Source organism: Pseudoruegeria aquimaris (assembly GCF_900172235.1).
In the GTDB taxonomy this organism is placed as follows: Bacteria; Pseudomonadota; Alphaproteobacteria; order Rhodobacterales; family Rhodobacteraceae; genus Pseudoruegeria; species Pseudoruegeria aquimaris.
Genome location: NZ_FWFQ01000003.1, coordinates 196,254 through 216,974, shown reverse-complemented (window position 1 = coordinate 216,974; position 20,721 = coordinate 196,254). Strand labels below are relative to the sequence as shown.

Below are 20,721 nucleotides of genomic sequence, written 5' to 3'. Positions count from 1 at the left end.
AACGTCCGCGTGGTCAGGACCGTCGACCGAGACCTCTACCGCGAACGCAACAAGGTCGAACGGTTCTTCAATCGTCTCAAACACTTCCGCGGCATCGCAACGCGATACTTCAAAACCGCAGCAAACTTCCTCGCCGCACTTCACCTCGCTTGCTCAAGGCTCTGGATCAGACATTATGAGTCCACGACCTAGAGCTTGCGGGCAAGACGAAAGGAAGACCCATGTTCGGAATCGAGATCATCGACGCCGCCCTCCTGCCGGCCATGTTCGTGGCGCTGCTGGCGGGGCTTCTGTCTTTCCTGTCGCCCTGCGTCCTGCCCATCGTGCCGCCCTATCTCGCCTACATGAGCGGGATGACGCTGGGCGAAATGACGAGCAGCGAGCAGGGGCGCAACAGGGCGATCCTGCCGGCGCTCTTCTTCGTGCTGGGGCTGTCCACCGTCTTCCTGATTCTCGGCTTCACCGCCTCGGCCTTCGGGGCGTTTTTCCTTCGAAATCAGGTGCTTTTCGCGCAGATCTCAGGTGTCGTCGTCATCCTGTTCGGGCTGCATTTCCTCTCGATCCTGCGCATTCCCTTCCTCGATCGCGAAGCACGGCTGGATGCGGGCGATCGCGGCGGCTCCGCTTTCGGGGCCTACGTGCTGGGGCTGGCCTTCGCCTTCGGCTGGACGCCCTGCATCGGCCCGCAGCTGGGGGCGATCCTGTCGCTGGCCGCCTCCGAGGCTTCCGTGGCGCGCGGCACCGTGCTGCTGGCCGTCTATGCCGCCGGGCTGGGCATCCCTTTCCTGCTGGTGGCGCTCTTCATCCAGCAGGCCACCGGGGTGATGAACCGGATCAAGCCCTACATGGGGGTGATCGAGAAGAGCATGGGCGTGCTTCTGATCCTCGTGGGGCTGGCGCTGGTGACGGGGGCGTTCAGCCGCTTCTCGTGGTGGCTTCTGGAGACTTTCCCCGGCCTTGCGCTGCTCGGCTGACGGGCGCGAAATTGGCTTAATTTCGCCCGCTTCGCCGCCTATGCTTGCGGCCATGAAGCAGACAGGCACAGCAGACCCCGAGGAAACCATGCAACGGCGCGTGCGCCGCCGGCGCGTGTTCTACATTCCCGGCTACGATCCCTTCCACCCGCGCCGCTACCGCGAGCTCTACCGCAGCGAAAGCCGCGCGCAGGCGGCGATTTCCGGCTACGAGATCGCCCAGACTCCCAAGAAGGGCGAAGGCCCCTACGGCTGGCACGTGGAGGCCACCATCGACGGCGCCGAGGTGCAGTCGGACGTGGAGGTGCTCTACTGGTCCGACATCGTGCGCGAGTCGATGAACATCTCCGTGGCGCAGGCCTACTGGCTGCTGATCCGCACGGCCTGGGTCTACATTTCCTCCGGTTCGCTGTGGCGGCTGATGCGGCTGCGCAAGGGCCCCCTGATCGCGGCCTTCTACCCGGTGGGGATGCTGCTTCTGCAACTGGCGATCGCGCTCTTTGCCGGCAGCCTCGCCTACGCGATCGTCGCGGTCTTCGCGCATCCGATCGTAGGCGTGATCGCGAGCTGGCCGGTGATCGCGGGCATCCTGCGCTGGTTCAAGCGCAACGACAACAGGTTCTACGCCTACTACCTGATGCATGACTACGCCTATTCCTCGGCCACGAAGGGCGCCAACCCGCCAGAGCTGGAGGCCCGCATCCGCAGTTTCGGCGACGAGGTGGCCAAGGCCCTGACCGACGACGTAGACGAGGTGCTCGTGGTGGGCCACAGCTACGGCGCCCATATCGGCGTGTCGATCCTCGCGGATCTGCTGCGCGAGGGGCGGGTGCCGGCCAACGGGCCCACGCTCTCCCTGCTGACGCTCGGCCACGTGATCCCCATGGTCTCCTTCCTGCCCGAAGCCAAGCGCCTGCGCGCCGATCTGCGGTTCCTGTCGGAACGCGACGACATCACATGGGTGGATGTCACCGCGCCCGGCGACGGCTGCGCCTTCGCGCTCTGCGATCCGGTGGCGGTGAGCGGCGTGGCCACGGAGAAACAGCGCTGGCCGCTGGTGTTCTCGGCGGCCTTCACCCAATCTCTGAAACCGGAAACCTGGAAGGCCAAGCGCTGGCATTTCTTCCAGCTGCATTTCCAGTATCTCTGCGCTTTCGATGCGCCGAAGGATTACGACTACTTCCAGATCACCGCCGGCCCGCTCACGCTGGGAGACCGATACGCGGGGCGCGCCTCGTCGAAATCGCTGAAAAGGGCGCCGCAATCGCCCCATACCTCCATGGCGGCCTGAGCCGTGGCGCCCCAGCCGCCCATGCCCCCGAAGCCGCCGGTGCGGGCCGAGAAGGTCTCGCTCCTGCGCTACATGCGGCTGTTTCGGCGCGACATCCTCTCGGCCCAGCCGGAAAAGCTCTACCGGGCGTGGATGGCGGAGTTCAAAACCCCCTTCTTCCGCTCCTATCTGGCCAACGATCCGGCGCTGGTGGAACTGGTCCTGAAGGAGCGGCCAGACGATTTCCCGAAATCCGGGCGCATCAGCGAGGGGCTGCGCCCGCTGCTGGGCGAATCCGTCTTTCTCACCAACGGCGAGGCGTGGAAGCGCCAGCGCCGCATCATCGATCCCGCCTTCGAGGGCGGGCGGCTGCGCGATACCTTCCCGGCCATGAAGGCCGCCGGCGAGGCGGCTGTGGCGCGGCTCGCGGGGCAGGGCGGTTTCGTCGAGTTCGAGGAGGAGGCCAGCCACGCGGCGGCCGACGTGATCTTCCGCACGCTGTTCTCGATCCCGATCACGCACGACGTGGCGGCGCGCGTGTTCTCGGAGTTCCGGGCCTACCAGCGCACGCAGCCGATCCTAAATTTGGGCGCCTTCCTGCCGCTGCCGCGCTGGATGCCCCGGCTGCACCGGCGGCGCACGAAAGAGACCGCCCGCAGCATCCGCGCCCTCATCACCGGGCTCACGCAGGCCCGCATGGCCGAGATCGAGGCCGGCACAGCGCCCGACGATCTGGCCACCAAGATCATGACGACGGAGGATCCGCTGCACGGCGGCCGTTTCACGACGGAAGAGATGGTGGACCAGGTGGCCATCTTCTTCCTCGCGGGCCATGAAACCAGCGCCTCGGCGCTTGGCTGGGCGCTCTACCTGCTGGCCACCCACCCCGAGGCTCAGGCGCGCGCGGCGGCGGAAGCAGGGGCGGCCTTCGCGGCGGGAGAGGATTTCTCGGTGGTGAGCCGGCTGAAATTCACCCGCGACGTGTTCCGGGAGGCGCTCCGGCTCTATCCGCCGGTGCCGATGATGGTGCGCGAGACGACCTGCCCGGAGACCTTCCGCAAGCGGCCGGTGAAACCCGGTGCGCAGGTGGTGATCTCCCCCTGGCACCTGCACCGCCACCAGCGGCTGTGGGAGGCGCCGGATGCGTTCGATCCGGATCGCTACGCCGGCGAGAACGGCCGCACCTGCCTGCGCTCGGCCTTCATCCCGTTTTCCGCCGGGCCGCGCGTCTGCACGGGGGCGGGCTTTGCCATGGTGGAGGGGCCGCTCCTGCTGGCGCAGCTGCTCAGGGCCTACCGTTTCGAGGCGGATCCGGCCCGCGTGCCGCGCCCCGTGGCGCATCTGACGGTGCGCGCGGAGGACGGGATCTGGCTGAAGGCAGTGCCCCGCTAGGAGGCCTGGCGCATTTCGAGTTGCTGCTGGAGGTGGCGCAGCACGTAGAGCCGGATCGAGGAGGCCAGCCCGCTGTCCACGTCGCGGCTTTCGTCGATCTCGACCGCCAGCGCGTTGATGGGCATGTTCCGTTCGGCGGCGATCATCCGGAAGGCCTCCCAGAATTCATCTTCCAGCGAGACGCTGGTTCGGTGGCCTTTCAGGGTCAGCGAATGTTTCTGGGGGCGCGTATTCATGCCGTCTCAACTCCTGCAACTTCCATTCGGCGCGACGGGGAGGGCGGCCCTGGATGCCCCGCGCGGCGCCTTTGCCTGAACCCACAGGCTTCCGCGGTGACGAGGAACACGCCGCGAAAGCCTGCACCGTTTACTCAACACGAGGCCCGTGCTGCGCCCGGCATGCCGGGCCGTCGCCAGACCTCCACGCGCATCGACTTAGAACGCAGGAGGTTCAAGAACAGTGAAAAAGTGCCGCCGGCCGCGATCATGCGCCCTCGGGCGTGTCTTTTGCGTCGGTGCGGTGCTGGTCGAGGGCGGTTTCGGCGCGCTGCTTCTCCGCTTTCAGTGCGGCTTTCTGCGCCTTGGTGAGGCCGTGGCGCAAGGCGTTGGCATCCGCCGCCTTGCGCTTTTCGTCCCGCGCGCGGGCCTTGCGCGCGCGGTTCAGGTTGATGATGTCGGCGGGTTTTCCGCCCATCAGTCCTTGGGGCCGATCATCTGCTCGGGCCGGACGACGGCGTCAAACGTGGCCTCGTCCACGAAGCCGAGGCGCACGGCCTCTTCCTTCAGGGTGGTGCCGTTCTTGTGCGCCGTCTTGGCCACGGTGGTGGCGTTGTCGTAGCCGATGGTGGGGGCCAGCGCGGTGACGAGCATCAGGCTTTCCTTCATCAGCTTCTCGATGCGCGCCTCGTTGGCCTTGATGCCCTTCAGCATGCGCTCGGTGAAGCTGTCGGCCACGTCGCCCAGAAGCTGCATGGATTGCAGCAGGTTGTAGCTCATCATCGGGTTGTAGACGTTCAGCTCGAAATGGCCCTGCGAGCCGGCGAACTTGATCGCGGCGTCGTTGCCCATCACATGGGCGGCGACCTGCGTCATGGCTTCGGCCTGCGTCGGGTTCACCTTGCCGGGCATGATCGAGGAGCCGGGCTCGTTTTCCGGCAGGATCAGCTCGCCGAGGCCCGAACGGGGGCCGGAGCCGAGGAAGCGGATGTCGTTGGCGATCTTGTACATCGCACCGGCGACCGTGGCGAGCGCGCCGGACATGAAGACCATCGCGTCATGGGCGGCGAGCGCTTCGAACTTGTTGGGCGCGGTGACGAAGGGCAGGCCGGTGATCTCGGCCATGTTGGCGGCCACGGCCTCGCCCCAGCCCTTGCGGGTGTTCAGGCCGGTGCCCACGGCGGTGCCGCCCTGCGCCAGCTCGTAGATGCCCGGCAGCGCCAGCTCGATGCGCTTGATGCCGTTGCGGATCTGCATGGCGTAGCCCGAGAACTCCTGCCCCAGCGTGAGCGGGGTGGCGTCCTGCGTGTGGGTGCGGCCGATCTTGATGATGTCCTTGAACTCCTCGGCCTTCGCCTCCAGCCCTTCGGCCAGCTTGGTGAGGCCCGGCAGCAGCACGTCGCGCGTCATCATGGCGGCGGCGATGTGCATGGCGGTGGGGAAGGTGTCGTTGGAGGACTGCCCCATGTTGCAGTGATCGTTGGGGTGCACCGGATCCTTGGAGCCGATCACGCCGCCGAGGATCTCGATCGCGCGGTTGGCGATGACCTCGTTGGCGTTCATGTTGGACTGCGTGCCCGAACCCGTCTGCCAGACGACAAGGGGGAAGTTGTCGTCGAACTTGCCGGCCACCACTTCGCTGGCGGCCTGGATGATGGCGTCGGCCAGCCTGGGATCGAGCGCGCCGCTCTCCTTGTTGGCCATGGCGCAGGCCTGCTTGATCACGCCGAGCGCGCGCACGATGGCGACGGGCTGCTTCTCCCAGCCGATGGGGAAATTCATGATCGAGCGCTGCGTCTGCGCGCCCCAGTATTTGTCAGAAGGAACTTCCAGCGGGCCAAAGCTGTCGGTTTCGGTGCGGGTTTGAGCCATCGTGACCTCCTGTAATCCGAGTCAGCCGTTTCATAGCGAAACCGGGGCGAAGTGCAATGCTGTATACCATGGGATACCGCTAACAGGCGGCGAAAACGCGCAGGCCGGCGGCCGCCGGCGGCGATTGACCGGAGCGGGTGCTTCGGAGGAACATGTGCCTGCGCCACTGGCGGCGGGGCAACAAAAGGGGGGCAGGGAAATGAGCCGACCGGCGGAGGCGATGCGCGATGCGCTGCGGTTCACGATCTGCGTGTTCGGCACCTATGCGATCGCGGAACTCCTGGATCTGCCGCTGGCCTACATGACGCCTGTGTTCCTTGCCGCGCTTCTGCAACTGCCGCAGCCGCTGCCGCTGCGGTTCAGCCTGCTGCTTCTGGGCTTCTCCTTCGTTGCCTTCTTCGGGGGCGCCTACCTGTTCATCGCGTTGCAGGGCGATCCGGCGCTCTCGCTGGCGGTGCAGGCCGGCTGCCTCGGGGTTGCCTTCTGGTACGGGGCGCGGGGCGGCAACGGGTTGTTCGTGCTCGTGGCGCTGATCGCGCTGCTCCTGATGCCGCTCCTCGTGCAGGCCAGCGGTGCGGGCGGGGCCCGGCTGGCGCTGGTGGTGATCGCGCATCTGGCCGCCGCGCTGCTCATCGGCGCGGTGGCATGGCGCCTTCTGCCCACGGCCCGCAAGCCGAAGCCCATGCCCGCGCCCCGGCTTCCGGCGCATCGGCTGGGCCGGGTCGTGGCGCTGGTCGTGGCGGTTCTGCCCCTGCTTCTGTGGCTGCAGCAGGGCCGGGCCGACTACCCGCTGCTGGCCGTCTTCGTGGCGGTTCTGCTCCAGAAGCTCACCGCGATTTCCACCGAGGACGCGGGGCGCCGGGTGTTCTACCGCCACATCCTGCGCAAGGGCGCAGAACTGGCGGCGGCCAATGCGCTCGGCGGGCTTGCCGCGCTGCTGACCTACCGCATCCTGACGCTCGCCCCGAGCTGGACGCTGCTGCTGGCGCTGGCGGCGGCCGTCATCGCCACCTGCGCGGCGCTGATCTGGTCGGGGCGCAGCTGGGGCGCCTTTGCCGGTTCGGCCTGCACTGCCTACGTCATCCTGATCGGCGGGGCGCTGGCAGGGCTGGAAAGCAACGTGGACGCGCAATTGGCCAACCGCTTCCAGCAGCTCGGCTACGCCGTGGTCTACGTCTTCGTGGCGGTGGCCATCGTTGTGAGGATCGCCCTGGCGCTGCAGGCGTGGCGCGACTCGCGCAGCGGATCGAATGGCTGAAGGGCCGGGGGCTTGCCGGAATTCGCCACGGCTGGCCGGAGTCTGCCGATCCTGGCCTGGTTCGGCGGGCGCGTGCGGGGCTACTTGCGGAAGCTGTCGAGGCTGACGACCTCGGCGTCGCGCTGGGGGTTGCTCTCTTCTTCGAGCAGCTCCGACATCGGCGCTTCGTCAAGCTCTTCGGCGAAGGCTTCGCCGTCCTCGTCGTCACCCTCGTGGCTCTGCGTCTCGAAGCGCAGGCCGAATTCCACCGACGGATCCACGAAGGTGACGATGGCGTCATAGGGGATGTAGAGCGGTTCCGGGTGATCGCCGAAGTTCAGCGTCACCGAGAAGCCGTCTTCCCCGACTTCGAGGTTGTCGTACCAGTGCTGCATGACGACGGTCATCTCGCCGGGGTAGCGGTCCGACAGCCAGTCGGCCAGCTCCACGTCAGGGTGCAACGTGTCGAAGGTGATGAAGAAATGGTGCTGGCCGGGCAGGCCGTTCGCGGCGACGTCGCTCAGGACGGTGCGGATCAGACCGCGCATCGCCGTGTGCATCAGGTTTCCATAATCAATGGTCCGAGACATGCGGGCACCTTCAATTTCAACGGGCCCACTGTAGAAGCAGCGCGGGCGGATGAAAAGGGAGCAAGGGGGTAAAAATTTTCACCCCGCCACGGCCAGCGCCCCGGCGCCGGCCAGCGCCATGAGCGGAAGCGCCGCCAGCAGGCTCATCCGCAGGCCCGCAAGAAGCAGCGCCGCAAGGGCGGTGAGCGCCAGGGCGAGGCCGTCGAAGCTTCCGGCGGCGGGCCAGAGCAGCCGGGCGGGGCCGAATTGCAGCAGGGCCAGATCGGTGAAGTAGAGATGCAGCGCGAACCAGATCGACAGGTTCAGGATTACCCCGACGACGGCCGCGGTGATCGCCTTGAGCGCACCGGCAAGGGCGGGGCGTGCGGCGATCCACTCGATGTAGGGGGCGCCGGCGAAGATCCAGAGGAAGCAGGGCGTGAAGGTGACCCAGAGCACCATAAGCGCCGCCGCCAGTCCGAGCGCGACCCCGCCGGCGGCCGCGCCGGCCTGGTAGCCCACGAACTGGGTGACGAGGATGAGCGGGCCCGGCGTGGTTTCGGCCAGCCCCAGCCCGTCCATCATCTGCGCGGTGGTCAGCCATCCGTGGTCCACCACGACGGCCTGCGTCATGTAGGCGAGCACGGCGTAGGCGCCGCCGAAGGTGACGATGGCGAGCTTGGAGAAGAACAGGCCGATCTCGGTGAGCAGGGGCCAGCCGGCCAGCGCTGCGCAAGCGATCGGTGCGGCCCAGAGCGCTCCCCAGGTGGCGACCGTGCGCAGGGTCCGCGCGGGCGGCACGCCGGCGGGGGCCGCGTCGGCGTGCGAGGCGGCGCCTCGCGCGGAGAGGAAGCCGAAGCCCGCCGCAATCGCGATGATCGCGGGGAAAGGGGCGTTGAACAGGAAGATGGCGGCGAAGCTCAGCCCGGCCACCAGCCAATGCCCGGGGCCCTGAAGCGCCTTGCGCGCCACGTTCAGCAGAGCCTGCAGCACGATGACGACGACGGTGCACTTGATGCCGAGGAACAGCACCTCGGTGAGCGGCAACGTGCCGTAGAACCCGTAGAGCACGGAGAGCGCCAGCACGACGCAGGCGCCGGGCAGCACGAACAGCAGGCCGGCGATCAGCCCGCCGCGCAGGCCGCGCAGGCGCCAGCCGGCGTAGGTGGCCAGCTGCATCGCCTCGGGTCCTGGCAGCAGCATGCAGAAGGAGAGGGCGTTCAGGAACTGCGCCTCGTCGAGCCAGGGGCGTTCATCCACCAGTTCGCGATGCATCAGCGCGATCTGCGCCGCCGGCCCCCCGAAGGAGAGAAGGCCGATGCGGCCGAACACGCGGACCATCTCCGAAAGGCTGGGGGGTGTCATCGGGTCTCCTGCCTGCACGGTGCGGGGTGGCCAGCTTTGCCCGAGCCGTAGCGCCCGGCGCGGCGCCGATCAAGCGTCCCGATTTCCGGCGCCACGGAAAGGGCGCGGGCGGAGGGCCTTCGGGCACTTGCAGGGTGTCGGCCACATGGCGTGCATTGTGATCAGGGGGGGGAAGTGCAGGCTTCTGTTGCCAGGTGCCTGCGGACCCCGCCTGACGCGGCTAGGCGACAGGGCTTAAGATTTCGGTGTTTCGCACTGCATTAAGCAGCGAGAGCGACCGGAGCACGATTGTCGTTGGCAATTATGCTTAGCGAACCGATAACGGTAGTATCTCACCGGGACAAAGCTAACCCCTTTAGACGTTCGTCGATCCTGTTTCGACCCCATCTGCCCCCAACGAAGGATGTTTGGTGGAGTCGCCGGGTACCGCCCCCGGGTCCGATCCGCTTATTACGAGCGCGTTTATGTCCATAGTCGGCGAACCGACAGCTCATAATTAGGCGCTGTGCGGGGCGGATGCAAGCGGTCGGCGCGCGCAGGATGGGGTATTTTTTCACGGGGATCTCGCCTGCGAATCATCACGGAATCGGCGATCATGGTGAAATGGCGGAAATGTGGCGGCCGATTTCCTGACGGAGAACGATGACGGCGCGGAGCCTCCATTGTTCTCGCCCAACCGCCAATAAAACAGGCCCGCCACGAAAGCGGTGTCCAAATTTCGCCTTAATTCATATGAAATTAGCTGAGTTTGCTGTATAGATCGTTAAGGAAAAGTTGACGCTGCCGCGCCCCGTCGTCCCTACTCAGACGCAAGGTAAGGCAGATGGTGCGGCGGCTTTCGGTGTGCTCCGAGGGTCCGCGATTGGAGGTAAAGGTGGTTACGAACCCGTCCAACCCGAACAACGTGACTGACTCGGCAAATGGGATCATCGATGGGGGTGCCGTCGGCGACATCGACGTGACCCTGAACTCGACGCTGGCCTACCCGGCCACGGACGAGCAGGCCGAACTCAGCACGAGCGTGACGTTTACGGAAGTGACCGAAACGATCAACATCGCCCTGGTGATCGACACCTCCGGCTCCACCAGCAACAGTTCCGGCACGGATTTCACCGGCGACGGGAATAACGAGAACATCCTGCAGGCGGAACTCTTTGCCGCGCAGGAGTTGTTCGATGCCTACATCGCCGCAGGCTACACCGCCGACGAGGTGAACATCACGTTGATCGACTATTCGACCGATGCCTTCGAGCGGGGCACCTTCAACCTGTCGCAAGGCAGCGAATTCGCGGCGGCGTTGCAGGCCATCAACGACGACGGCCCGTCCGGCTGGACGAACTACCAGGCAGCCCTCGAAGAAGTGGACACGGCCTGGGCGGACAACGGTGTGAGCGACCAGGACACCAACATCGTGATCTTCGCCTCCGACGGCTTCCCGGTGCTGCCCGGCGGCGGTTCGCAGGATTTCGACACGCCGGCGCGGGCGCTGGAGAACGATTACGGCGCCGTCATCAAGGCGATCGGCCTCGGCGCGAACTCCTCGCTGGATGATCTCGAAACCGTCGCCACCGAGGTGAACGGGGTGCCGCTCGCGGAGCAGGTGACATCCGGCGCCGAGCTTCTCGATTTCATCGTCGAGCCGCTGGTGAACGTCGATTTCGCCGGCTTCGAGATCATCGTGGAGGGCGAGCTGTTCGAATTCGTGCCCGTTGATGACCCGAGGGTTCAAGCCACGCCTACTGGCTGGACGATCAACTGCATCATCCTCGACGGTTACAACCTGATGCCCGGCGACACGCTGGACGTGCAGGTGAACGCCCAGTTCGGCGTGGACCCCGACTTCCAGACCGTCACGAACAACCTCTCCATCGGCGTGGTGGTGTGCTTCGTGGAAGGCACCCATATCCTCACGCCCGACGGCCCGGTGCCGGTGGAAACGCTTTCGGTGGGTGATCGCGTGGTGACGCGCGATCACGGGGTGCAGAAGGTGCGTTGGATCGGCTCTTCTCCGGTTGAGCCCGAGATCATGGCGATCAAACCCGCGCTGAAGCCGATCTTCTTCGCCGCCGGAAGCCTCGGAAAGGGGCTGCCCGAGCGCGATCTGCGCGTTTCCCGCCAGCACCGTTTCCTCGTGCGCGACTGGCGTGCGGAGATGATGTTCGGCGAGCCGGACGGCGTGCTGACTCCGGCCTTCACGCTCTGCAACGACAGCACGATCCGGATGGATCACGGCAAGGAGCGCGTCGTCTACTACCATGTGGCCTTCGAGAACCACGAGGTGATCTATGCCGAAGGGGTGGAGACCGAAAGCTTCTTCCCCAACCGCAAGACGATCGAGGCGCTGCCCGAGGACATGCGCGAGGAGCTGCTGACGCTCTTCCCGCAGCTGCTGGAACAGGACGAGCCCGACAGCGTCTATACCTCGGCCCGCGATCAGCTGAAGCCGCGCGTGGGCGTGCTGCTGTCCTGAAACGGTTGAAACGATGTGCGAAGCGCCGCCTTCCGGGGCGGCGTTTTTCTTTTGCGGGCGCTTGATTTCCGCGCGCCGCTCGTGGAGCGTGGCGCAATGAAAACACTGGATCTGGATTTCGTGCGGGCGCAGTTTCCCGCCTTTGCGCAGCCCGAAATGGCCGGGCAGGCCTTCTTTGAAAACGCGGGCGGCTCCTACACCTGCCGGCAGGTGATCGACCGCCTGTTCCGCTTCTACACCAAGCGGAAGGTGCAGCCCTATGCGCCTTTCGAGGCCTCCCGCCTCGGCGGCGAGGAGATGGACGAAGCCCGCAGCCGGCTGGCCGCGCTTCTGGGGGTGGAGCCCGATGAGCTTTCCTTCGGCCCCTCGACGACGCAGAACACCTACGTTCTGGCGCAGGCCTTCGCCGAGCACCTCGCGCCGGGGGAGGCGATAATCGTCACCAACCAGGATCACGAGGCCAACAGCGGGCCGTGGCGCCGGCTGGCGGCGCGCGGCATCGAGATCCGGGAATGGCGGATGGATCCCGAGACGGGCCATCTCGATCCGGCGGATCTGGATGCGCTCTTCGACGAGAAGGCCCGGCTTCTGTGCTTTCCCCATTGCTCCAACGTGGTCGGGGAGATCAACCCGGTGGCGCGGATCTGCGCCAGGGCCCGCGATGCCGGCGTGCTGACCTGCGTGGACGGGGTGAGCTACGCGCCGCACGGTTTCCCCGATATTTCGGCCCTCGGTGCCGATATCTACCTGTTCTCCGCCTACAAGACATACGGCCCGCACCAGGGGCTGATGGTGATCCGCCGGGCTCTGGCCGAGGCGCTGCCCAACCAGGGGCATTACTTCAACGGCGGCTCCCTGTACAAACGCTTCACCCCTGCCGGCCCCGATCACGCGCAGGTGGCCGCCTGCGCCGGCATGGCCGATTACATCGACGCGCTGCACGCCCATCATTTCGGCGGCGGCGAAGGAACAGGGGCCGAGCCGGACCCTGCGCGTCGGTGCGCACAGGTCCATGACCTGATGCGCGCCAGCGAAACGGCGCTGATGCAGCCGCTGCTGGATTTCCTGTCGAGCCGGAATTCCCTGCGTTTGCTGGGGCCGAAGCGGGCCGAGGGGCGCGCGCCCACGATCGCTGTGCAGTTCGAAGGCGACGCGGTGGCGGCCTCGGAAGCCCTGGCGGCGCGGGGCGTGATGTGCGCGGCGAGCGACTTCTACGCCGTGCGCGCGCTTGAGGGGATGAATGTTGATCCAAGCCGGGGCGTGCTGCGTATGAGTTATACACATTATACCTCACGCGATGAGGTCAATAAGCTGATCGGAGCGCTCGACGAGATCCTCTGATCGGCACATAGCCGGGTAGGGGAACTCAATGAGCGAAACAGCACCTGTCATCATGTGGTTCAGGCGGGATTTCCGGCTGGCCGACAACCCCGCGCTGGCCGCTGCGCTGAAGGGCGGCGGGCCCGTGATCTGCCTCGTGATCCGCGATGCGCGCATCGATGCCCTCGGCGCGGCGCCGGCTTTCCGCTACGAGGCCGCCGTGGCGAAATTCGCCGAAACCCTCGAAGCGCTCGGCCAGAAGCTGATCCTGCGCAGTGGCCCGTCGCGGGAGGTGCTGCTCGATCTCGCGCGCGAGACGGGCGCAGGCGCGGTGCATTGGAACCGCCTTTACGACGGGCTTTCCCGCGAGATCGACGAGGACGTGAAGAGCAGCCTGAAAGCTTCTGGTATCACTGCGGAAAGCCACGGTGGGCATCTTCTGTTCGAGCCGTGGTCGGTGCAGACGGGCTCCGGCGGGTTCTACCGGGTCTACTCGCCGTTCTGGCGGGCGGTGAAGGATCTGGAGGTTGCCCCGGCGATTGCGGCACCCGCTGCGATCGCGGCGCCGGAAGCATTTCCGGCGAGCGAGGCGCTGGCGGATTGGGCGCTCGGCGCGGCGATGAACCGGGGCGCGGAAGTTCTGGCGCCGCACATGTGCGTGGGCGAAGAGGCCGCGGCGGCGCGGTTGGACGCATTCATCGCCGCGAAGGCCGACGGCTACAAGGCCCGGCGGGACTACCCGGCGGAACCCGCCACGTCCGGGCTCAGCGAAAACCTTGCCTACGGCGAGATCGCGCCGCATCGCATCTGGCGGGCCGGGCAGCGGGCGCAGGCGTCCGGAGCCAAGGGGGCGGAGCACTTTCTGAAGGAGCTCGTCTGGCGCGAGTTCGCCTATCACCTGATCTACCACACCCCGCATATCGAAACCGAAAGCTGGCGCCCGGAATGGGCGAGCTTCCCCTGGCGGGATGACAGCCCCCAGGTGCTGGCGTGGAAACAGGGGCGCACCGGCGTGCCCTTCGTCGATGCCGCCATGCGCCAGCTCTACGTGAGCGGCACCATGCACAACCGCGCGCGCATGATCGTGGCCTCATACCTCACGAAGCACATGGGCGTGCACTGGCGCGTGGGCCAGAAGTGGTTCGAAGAGTGCTTGATCGACTGGGATCCCGCCAGCAACGCGATGGGCTGGCAATGGGTCGCGGGCTCCGGGCCCGACGCCGCGCCCTATTTCCGGGTGTTCAACCCCCAGACGCAGCAGGAAAAATTCGACGCCGACGGCGCCTACGTGCGGCGCTGGCTGGCGGAGGCGTCGCGCAATCCGGGGCAGGAAGCGCTGGCCTTTTTCGAGGCCGTGCCGCGCAGCTGGGGGCTTTCGCCCGGCCAGCCCTATCCGGCGAAGCCTGTCGTCGATCTGGCGCGGGGCCGTGCGCGCGCGCTGGAAGCCTACGAACAACACAAGCAACAACAGGAAGAAAACGTTGAATAACAGCGGTGTATCTGCTCAAGTGGCAGTAGGAGCAAACGAGGGATTGATGCAGGCAGCGAAGACGGGCGAGGCGCGTGCGCCATTGCCACGCTACTTTCCGCAGATATTGGACAGGCTCAAGGCCGTTCCTGCCGGGCGGTTGGACGTGCGTCTGCCCGATGGGCGCATGTTCCGCGTCGAAGGGGAGGCGCCCGGCCCGGTGGCCGAAATCTCGCTCCACGATCCCGAGATCTTCACGCGGCTGATCCGCGAAGGCGATCTGGGCTTCTTCGAATCCTACATGGAGGGCGGCTGGAGCACGCCTGACCTGATGGCCTTCATGGACTACGTGCACCTCGCCAAGGACAGCCTCGTGCACGGGTTTTCCGGCAACGCCCTGCTGCGCGGCTACGAGCGCCTGCGCTTCTGGCTGAAATCCAACAGCAAGGCCCAGGCGCGGCGCAACATCTCCTACCACTACGACCTCGGAAACGAGTTCTACGGCCTCTGGCTGGACGACACCATGACCTACTCAAGCGCGCTCTACGAGACCGGGCAGGAGGATCTGGAGAAGGCCCAGAAGCAGAAATACGCGGCGATGGTGGATTCCATCGGTGCGCAGCCGGGCGATCACCTTCTGGAGATCGGCTGCGGCTGGGGCGGTTTCGCCGAATACGCGGCGGCGGAGCGCGGGATGCGCGTGACGGGGCTCACGATCTCGCGCGAGCAGTACGATTTCGCCGTCGCCCGGATGGAGCGGCTGGGGCTTTCGGACCGGGTGACGATCAAGCTGCAGGACTACCGCGACGAAACCGGCACCTATGACGGCATCGCCTCCATCGAGATGTTCGAGGCCGTGGGCGAGCGCTACTGGCCGGTCTATTTCGAGTGTGTCCGCGAGCGGCTCAAGCCGGGGGCGCAGGCCACTCTGCAGGTCATCACCGTGCCCGACGAGAACTTCAAGAAGTATCGCAAGAAGGTTGATTTCATACAGAAATACATCTTCCCTGGTGGGATGCTTCCGAGCCCGTCCGTGCTGCGCCGAGAGGTGGAGCGGGCGGGGATGAAGGTGCGCGGCTCCATCGAGTTCGGCGAAAGCTACTCGCTCACGATGCGCCGCTGGCACGAAAGCTTCAATGCCCAATGGGACAAGATCCGCGCGCTTGGCTTCGACACACGTTTCAGGCGTATGTGGAACCTCTACCTCACCTCTTGCGCTGCAACCTTTCATAGCGGAAACTGCGACGTGACCCAGATCACGATCACGAGGCCGAGCTAGACACCCATGCCCACCGCCGCCAAACTCGTCGCGAGCATCGCCTTCGCCCTGCTTGCCTATTTCACGAGCGAGTTGGTCAAGCCCCTGCTGGACGAGGGCACCCCCACCAAGTGGTTCAGCGAGGGCAACACGCTGATCGGGCTGATCTGCGGCTGGAAGATCATGGGGCCGCGCGGCGGTGAAGGCACGCGCGCGGCGATCGGCGTGGGGCTGACGACATCGGCGGCGATGACGGCCGTGGCGATCTTCCTGCACGCCAGCATCGAGATGGTGAAGCTTTCGATGCGCAAGTCCTACGACGGGCCGGTCGAGGCCGTGGCGGCGGTTTTTGAAATTTCATTTGAACACGCGCTGTTGATCGCCAATCCGACGATCCTCGGCACCTTGGCGATAGGCGGTATTTTCTGTGGTTTCATCAGTAACTGGGCCGGGCGAAACTGGCGGTAGCGCTTCCACCGGGAGCCTGTTTTTCTACGGCACGCTGAGGTTCATCCCTCTTCTGGAGCTGGTCCTGGGCCGCAAGTTGCCCGAGGGCCAGCTCGTCGAGACCCGGCTGCCGGACCACCGCGCCTACGCGGTCTCGGGCGAGATCTTCCCGATGATCGTCCAATCGCCCGGCGGGGCGGCCGAGGGGCTGCTGTGCCGGGGGGTGGACGCCGCCGACATTGAGCGGCTGCGCTTCTACGAGGGCGGGTTCGATTTCGACCTGCGCCCCTGCCGGTTGGAGAACGGCGAGGAGGCCTTGGTGTTCTTCCCGGACTCCGCGCAATGGGTTCCGGGCGCGCCCTGGGATCTGGAGGCCTGGGCGCAGGCCCACGGCGAGGTGACGCTGCTGGCGGCGCGCGAGGTGATGGGATACTACGGCCGCTTCACCCCGCAGGAGGTGGCGCGGCGCTTCCCGATGATCCGAAACCGCGCCTGGAGCCGCATCCTTGCGCGTGGCAAGGCGCCGGTGAAGATCGGCAGCGGCAAGGGTTTGGATGACGTTGAAATCCTTTCCAGTGAAAGGGTTTACAGCTCGTTCTTCGCGTTGGATGAGATCGCCCTCCGGTTTCGCAAGTTTTCCGGCGCGCAGAGCAGGCCGATCACGCGCGAGGTCTTCGTGGGCACGGATGCCATCATCGTGCTGCCATACGATCCGAAGCGGGACCGGGTGCTGGTGGTGGAGCAGATCCGCATGGGTCCCTTCGTGCGCGGGGCCGAAGTGCTGTGGATGCTGGAGCCGGTGGCCGGGCTGATCGACCTCGGCGAAAGCCCGGAAGCGGCGGCGCGGCGCGAGACGCTGGAGGAAACCGGGATCGCCCTGGGCCAACTGCATCTCGTCTCGCGCGCCTATCCCTCGCCCGGGGCGACGACGGAATTCTACCATACCTACGTCGGCCTCGCCGATCTTCCCGATGATGCCGGCGGCGTGGCCGGGCTGGCCAGCGAAGAAGAGGATATCCGGTCGCATATCCTCGGCTTTGACGCGCTGATGGAGGTGGTGGAAAGCGGCGAGGCGCAGACCGGCCCGCTCGTGATGGCCGCGCTCTGGCTCGCACGGAACCGTGACGCCCTGCGCGCGGGCGCTTGAAGTCCTTCTGGTGGGGGCCTACACAGGGTGAAACCGGAATTTCGACCTGGGCCAGAAAACATGCGTGTGTGCAAAGACCTGCCGGATCTCATCGGCAATACCCCCCTCATTCGGCTCAAAGCGGCCAGCGAAGCCACCGGCTGCGAGATCCTCGGCAAGGCCGAGTTCCTCAACCCGGGCCAGTCGGTGAAGGATCGTCCGGCGCTCAAGATCATCCAGGACGCGGTTGCGCGCGGGGCGCTGCGCCCCGGCGGTACCATCGTGGAAGGCACCGCGGGCAACACCGGCATCGGCCTTGCGCTGGTGGGGGCGGCCATGGGCTTCAAGACGGTGATCGTGATCCCCGAGACCCAGTCCGAGGAAAAGAAGGACATGCTGCGGCTGGCCGGCGCGGAGCTGGTGCAGGTGCCGGCGGTGCCCTACCGCAACCCCAACAACTACGTGCGCTACTCCGAGCGGCTGGCGGCGGAACTGGCCAAGACGGAGCCCAACGGCGCGGTCTGGGCCAACCAGTTCGACAACGTGGCCAACCGTCAGGCGCATTACGAAACCACCGCGCCCGAGATCTGGGAGCAGACCCAGGGCAAGGTGGACGGCTTCATCTGCGCCGTCGGCTCCGGTGGCACGCTGGCCGGCGTGGCTGCGGGGCTGCGGGAGCGTTCGAAGGACGTGAAGATCGGCCTTGCCGATCCCGACGGCGCGGCGCTCTACAGTTTCTACACCACCGGCGAACTGAAGAGCGAAGGCGGCTCCATCACGGAAGGAATCGGGCAGGGGCGGATCACGGCCAACCTCGAAGGGCTCACCGTGGACCACGCCTACAACATCCCCGATTCCGAGGCGCTGCCGATCGTCTTCGATCTGCTCCAGCACGAGGGCCTCTGCCTCGGCGGCTCCTCCGGCATCAACGTGGCCGGCGCGATCCGGCTCGCCAGGGAGCTGGGGCCGGGCCACACCATCGTGACGATCCTCTGCGACTACGGCACCCGGTATCAATCCAAGCTGTTCAACCCCGATTTCCTGCGCTCCAAGGGCCTGCCCGTGCCGGGCTGGCTTGATGCAGGGCCGCGCTCGATTCCGGGCGTCTTCGTGGATTGATGCGCATCCGCCTCCAGGCGCTCTGCCTTGCCCTGCTGGTGGCGCTCGCCGCGCCGCTCGGGGCGCAGCAGGAAGCGCGCGACCCCACGCTTGAGCCGGCGGGCGATGGCGCGGTGGCCGAAGCGGGGGCCGCGGTGGCCGATACGATCGGCCTCGAAGCGATCACCGCCGAGGCCGATGCGGCCGCCGCGACGGCGGAGCGCCGCGACAGGCTCACCACCGAGGAGGGGCTGCCGGACTACGCGGCCTGGCAGGCGACCGTCGAGCGGGCGCAGGAGGCGATCGAGAACGACCGCGCCTCCGATTCCGCGATGGAAGAGCTGCGCCGCCAGATCGTGCAGTGGCGCGAGGTCTTCGAGGATGCCACGGGCGTCAATGCCGCGCGCATCCGCACGCTCCAGGCCCAGATCGATGCGCTGGGGCCGCTGCCCGAAAGCGGCGAAGAACCCGCCAACATCGCCGCCCGCCGCGCCGAGCTGAACGAACGCATGGCCGCGCTGCGCGAGCCGGTGATCGAGGCCGAAGAGGCCTTCCTGCTGGCCGACGGCATCATCCGCGAGATCGACAGCCTTCTGCGCGACAGGCAGTCCGAACGGTTCTTCGAGCGCGGGCCGAGCCCGCTGAACCCGACCAGCTGGAAGGCCGGTGTCGATGCGGTCCACCGCATGTTCGGGCCGGTCTGGACGGAGATCCAGGCGGCATGGGCGGTGGAGACGCAGGCCAACCAGATCCGCCGTCACCTGCCGGAAACGCTGTTCTTCCTGGCGATGGGCCTGTTGCTGATGGTGCGCGGCCGCAGGCTGATGGTGCGGGTGGCGCTCCGGGTGCAGGGCGAAGATCCGACGCCGGCGCGCTGGATCCTCGCCTTCCTCGTATCGCTCGGCCAGGTGCTGGTGCCGACCTTCGGCATCGGCCTCCTGGTGCAGGCGGCCTATACCACGCAGCTCGTGGGGCTGCACACCGATGCCGCGCTGTCCTCCGTGGCCAGCATGGGCTTCGCCTTCTACGTGGCCACCTGGCTCGGCGCCAACATCTTCCCCAAGCGCGGGGCGGGCGCGCGGTTCCTGATCCTGACGCCGGCGCAATGCGCGCAGGGGCGCTGGTTCGCCTCCGCGCTCGGGCTGACCTTCGGGTTCTACTCGCTGATCGTCGGCATGATCCAGTTCCAGGACATCCCGGCGGCCTCCAAGTCGGGCATCGCTTTCCCGCTGATCGTCTTCGCCGCGGTGCTTCTGCTGCGGGTGGCGCAGCTCATGGTCGTCCATGCGCGCAACGTCGGGGCCGAAGGCGAGAACATGACCGTCTTCAACAACCCGAGCTACCTCTTCGGGCGGGCCACCATGGGGCTGGCCGCGGCGGGGCCGGTGCTGGCGGCCCTGGGCTACTACAACGCGGCCGTCTCGATCATCTTCCCCACGATCGCGTCCCTGGCGCTGATCGGCTTCATCGCCCTGATCCAGCGCCTGTTCCGCGAGGCCTTCGCGCTGGCCACCGGCGACAAGGACCGCGTGCAGAACGCGCTCGGCCCGGTCATCGTCAACATCTTCATCATCCTTCTCAGCCTGCCCGTCTTCGCGCTGACCTGGGGCGCGCGCTGGTCCGACATCACGGAGCTGTGGAAGAAGTTCCAGGACGGCTACGCCTTCGGCGGGGTGAAGATCTCGCCCACCGAGCTGATCCTCTTCTTCGTCGTCTTCGCCATCGGCTACACCGTCACCCGGCTGGTGCAAAGCGCGCTGCGCACCACGGTGCTGCCGCGCACGAAGATGGACGTGGGCGGGCAGCACGCCGTGGTGTCGGCCGTGGGCTACGTCGGGCTTGCGCTGTCGGCGGTGGTGGCGGTGACGAGCGCGGGCATCGATCTCTCCGCCTTCGCTCTCGTGGCCGGTGCGCTCTCGGTGGGGATCGGCTTCGGCCTGCAGACCATCGTGTCCAACTTCGTCTCGGGCCTGATCCTGCTGGCGGAGCGGCCGATCTCGGAGGGCGACTGGATCGAGGTGAACGGCCAGATGGGCTACGTGCGCGACATCTCGGTGCGCGCCACACGGATCGAGACCTTCGACAAGACCGACGTGATCGTGCCCAACGCCGATCTCGTGTCGGGGGTCGTCACCAACTGGACTCGGGGCAATCTCACCGGCCGCCTGATCCTGCCGGTGGGCGTGGCCTACGGCAGCGATACCAAGCGGGTGGAGAAAGTCCTGCTGGAGATCGCGAACGCGCATCCGATGGTGATCGCCAACCCCGCGCCCTCGGTGCTGTTCCGCAACTTCGGGGCCGACGCACTGGAGTTCGAGATCCGCTGTTTCCTGCGCGACGTGAACTGGAAGCTCTCGGTCCAGTCCGACATGAACCACGAGATCGCGCGCCGCTTCGCGGAGGAGGGATTCGAGATTCCCTTCGCGCAGCGCGACGTCTGGCTGCGCAATCCCGAAACCCTGCCGGGCGCCGCCCGGCCCGCGGCGCCGGCCGGCGGGCAGGGCGGCGGGCAGGGCGTTTCAGCGCAGCCCTATCCGCCGACGATGCAGCCTTCCGACGTCCTGCGGGAGACGCCCGATCTGTCCAAATCCGTTGATGAGAGCGAGCCGGATGCCGGCTCAGGGGAGGAGAGCAGCTGAC

General features: G+C 66.6%; 18 protein-coding genes and 1 other RNA gene. 13 read left to right on the top strand and 6 right to left on the bottom strand.

All coding sequences use genetic code 11. The annotated features are described in order from the left end of the window. The 4 genes from PSA7680_RS03920 to PSA7680_RS03905 form a co-directional block, all read left to right on the top strand. A partial coding sequence (locus PSA7680_RS03920; RefSeq protein ID WP_217808310.1) for a transposase occupies positions 1-192 on the top strand: 192 nt, incomplete at its 5' end. A 29-nt stretch (positions 193-221) separates the two neighbouring features. Next, the gene (locus PSA7680_RS03915) at positions 222-974 is read left to right on the top strand and encodes a cytochrome c biogenesis CcdA family protein (RefSeq protein ID WP_085867338.1); all 753 of its coding nucleotides are present in this window, start codon (positions 222-224) and stop codon (positions 972-974) included. A 52-nt stretch (positions 975-1,026) separates the two neighbouring features. Continuing rightward, positions 1,027-2,265: a hypothetical protein gene (locus PSA7680_RS03910; RefSeq protein ID WP_085867358.1), complete on the top strand. Its 1,239-nt coding sequence runs from the start codon at positions 1,027-1,029 to the stop codon at positions 2,263-2,265. Between the two features lie 21 nt (positions 2,266-2,286). Further along, positions 2,287-3,636 (top strand): cytochrome P450, encoded by a 1,350-nt coding sequence (locus PSA7680_RS03905; protein WP_085867337.1) that lies wholly within the window; start codon positions 2,287-2,289, stop codon positions 3,634-3,636. On the opposite strand, the gene PSA7680_RS03900 is transcribed toward PSA7680_RS03905, so the two are convergent. The 3 genes from PSA7680_RS03900 to fumC form a co-directional block, all read right to left on the bottom strand. Next, a complete protein-coding gene (locus PSA7680_RS03900) occupies positions 3,633-3,872 on the bottom strand; it encodes a ribbon-helix-helix domain-containing protein (protein WP_085867336.1) in 240 nt (79 codons plus the stop codon). The two genes, PSA7680_RS03905 and PSA7680_RS03900, sit on opposite strands and share 4 nt — an antisense overlap. 247 nt (positions 3,873-4,119) lie before the next feature. Continuing rightward, complete coding sequence (locus PSA7680_RS03895; protein WP_085867335.1) at positions 4,120-4,329, bottom strand: DUF4169 family protein; 210 nt, start codon at positions 4,327-4,329, stop codon at positions 4,120-4,122. Beyond that, positions 4,329-5,723 (bottom strand): class II fumarate hydratase, encoded by a 1,395-nt coding sequence (gene fumC, locus PSA7680_RS03890; protein WP_085867334.1) that lies wholly within the window; start codon positions 5,721-5,723, stop codon positions 4,329-4,331. Before fumC ends, PSA7680_RS03895 begins: the two co-directional genes overlap by 1 nt. Before the next feature lie 199 nt (positions 5,724-5,922). On the opposite strand from fumC, the gene PSA7680_RS03885 reads away from it, so the two are divergent. After that, positions 5,923-6,981 (top strand): DUF2955 domain-containing protein, encoded by a 1,059-nt coding sequence (locus PSA7680_RS03885; protein WP_085867333.1) that lies wholly within the window; start codon positions 5,923-5,925, stop codon positions 6,979-6,981. A gap of 80 nt (positions 6,982-7,061) precedes the next feature. On the opposite strand, the gene PSA7680_RS03880 is transcribed toward PSA7680_RS03885, so the two are convergent. The 3 genes from PSA7680_RS03880 to ssrA form a co-directional block, all read right to left on the bottom strand. Beyond that, a complete protein-coding gene (locus PSA7680_RS03880) occupies positions 7,062-7,550 on the bottom strand; it encodes an SspB family protein (RefSeq protein WP_085867332.1) in 489 nt (162 codons plus the stop codon). 78 nt (positions 7,551-7,628) lie between these two features. Beyond that, positions 7,629-8,894: a chromate efflux transporter gene (gene chrA / locus PSA7680_RS03875; RefSeq protein ID WP_085867331.1), complete on the bottom strand. Its 1,266-nt coding sequence runs from the start codon at positions 8,892-8,894 to the stop codon at positions 7,629-7,631. 173 nt (positions 8,895-9,067) lie between these two features. Further along, positions 9,068-9,420, bottom strand: a transfer-messenger RNA (tmRNA) gene (ssrA, locus tag PSA7680_RS03870). Positions 9,421-9,768: 348 nt separating this feature from the next. Here ssrA and PSA7680_RS03865 point away from each other — a divergent pair. The 8 genes from PSA7680_RS03865 to PSA7680_RS03830 all read left to right on the top strand — a co-directional run bounded on the left by PSA7680_RS03865 (position 9,769) and on the right by PSA7680_RS03830 (position 20,720). Then, positions 9,769-11,364, top strand: a complete 1,596-nt coding sequence (locus PSA7680_RS03865; protein WP_176244075.1) for a Hint domain-containing protein — start codon at positions 9,769-9,771, stop codon at positions 11,362-11,364. A gap of 96 nt (positions 11,365-11,460) precedes the next feature. Continuing rightward, positions 11,461-12,705 (top strand): aminotransferase class V-fold PLP-dependent enzyme, encoded by a 1,245-nt coding sequence (locus PSA7680_RS03860; protein WP_085867357.1) that lies wholly within the window; start codon positions 11,461-11,463, stop codon positions 12,703-12,705. Between the two features lie 28 nt (positions 12,706-12,733). Next, positions 12,734-14,173 (top strand): cryptochrome/photolyase family protein, encoded by a 1,440-nt coding sequence (locus PSA7680_RS03855; protein WP_085867329.1) that lies wholly within the window; start codon positions 12,734-12,736, stop codon positions 14,171-14,173. A gap of 46 nt (positions 14,174-14,219) precedes the next feature. Next, positions 14,220-15,431, top strand: a complete 1,212-nt coding sequence (locus tag PSA7680_RS03850) for an SAM-dependent methyltransferase (protein ID WP_085867328.1) — start codon at positions 14,220-14,222, stop codon at positions 15,429-15,431. Positions 15,432-15,437: 6 nt separating this feature from the next. Beyond that, on the top strand, positions 15,438-15,878 hold the full coding sequence (locus tag PSA7680_RS03845) for a TrgA family protein (RefSeq protein WP_085867327.1): 441 nt from the start codon (positions 15,438-15,440) through the stop codon (positions 15,876-15,878). Continuing rightward, entirely contained in the window at positions 15,838-17,004 is a 1,167-nt protein-coding gene (locus tag PSA7680_RS03840; protein ID WP_275936514.1) for an NUDIX domain-containing protein, read from the top strand. Before PSA7680_RS03845 ends, PSA7680_RS03840 begins: the two co-directional genes overlap by 41 nt. A gap of 60 nt (positions 17,005-17,064) precedes the next feature. Next, positions 17,065-18,102 (top strand): cysteine synthase A, encoded by a 1,038-nt coding sequence (locus PSA7680_RS03835; RefSeq protein WP_085867326.1) that lies wholly within the window; start codon positions 17,065-17,067, stop codon positions 18,100-18,102. After that, the gene (locus tag PSA7680_RS03830; RefSeq protein ID WP_085867325.1) at positions 18,102-20,720 is read left to right on the top strand and encodes a DUF3772 domain-containing protein; all 2,619 of its coding nucleotides are present in this window, start codon (positions 18,102-18,104) and stop codon (positions 20,718-20,720) included. Before PSA7680_RS03835 ends, PSA7680_RS03830 begins: the two co-directional genes overlap by 1 nt. Position 20,721 lies beyond the last annotated feature (1 nt).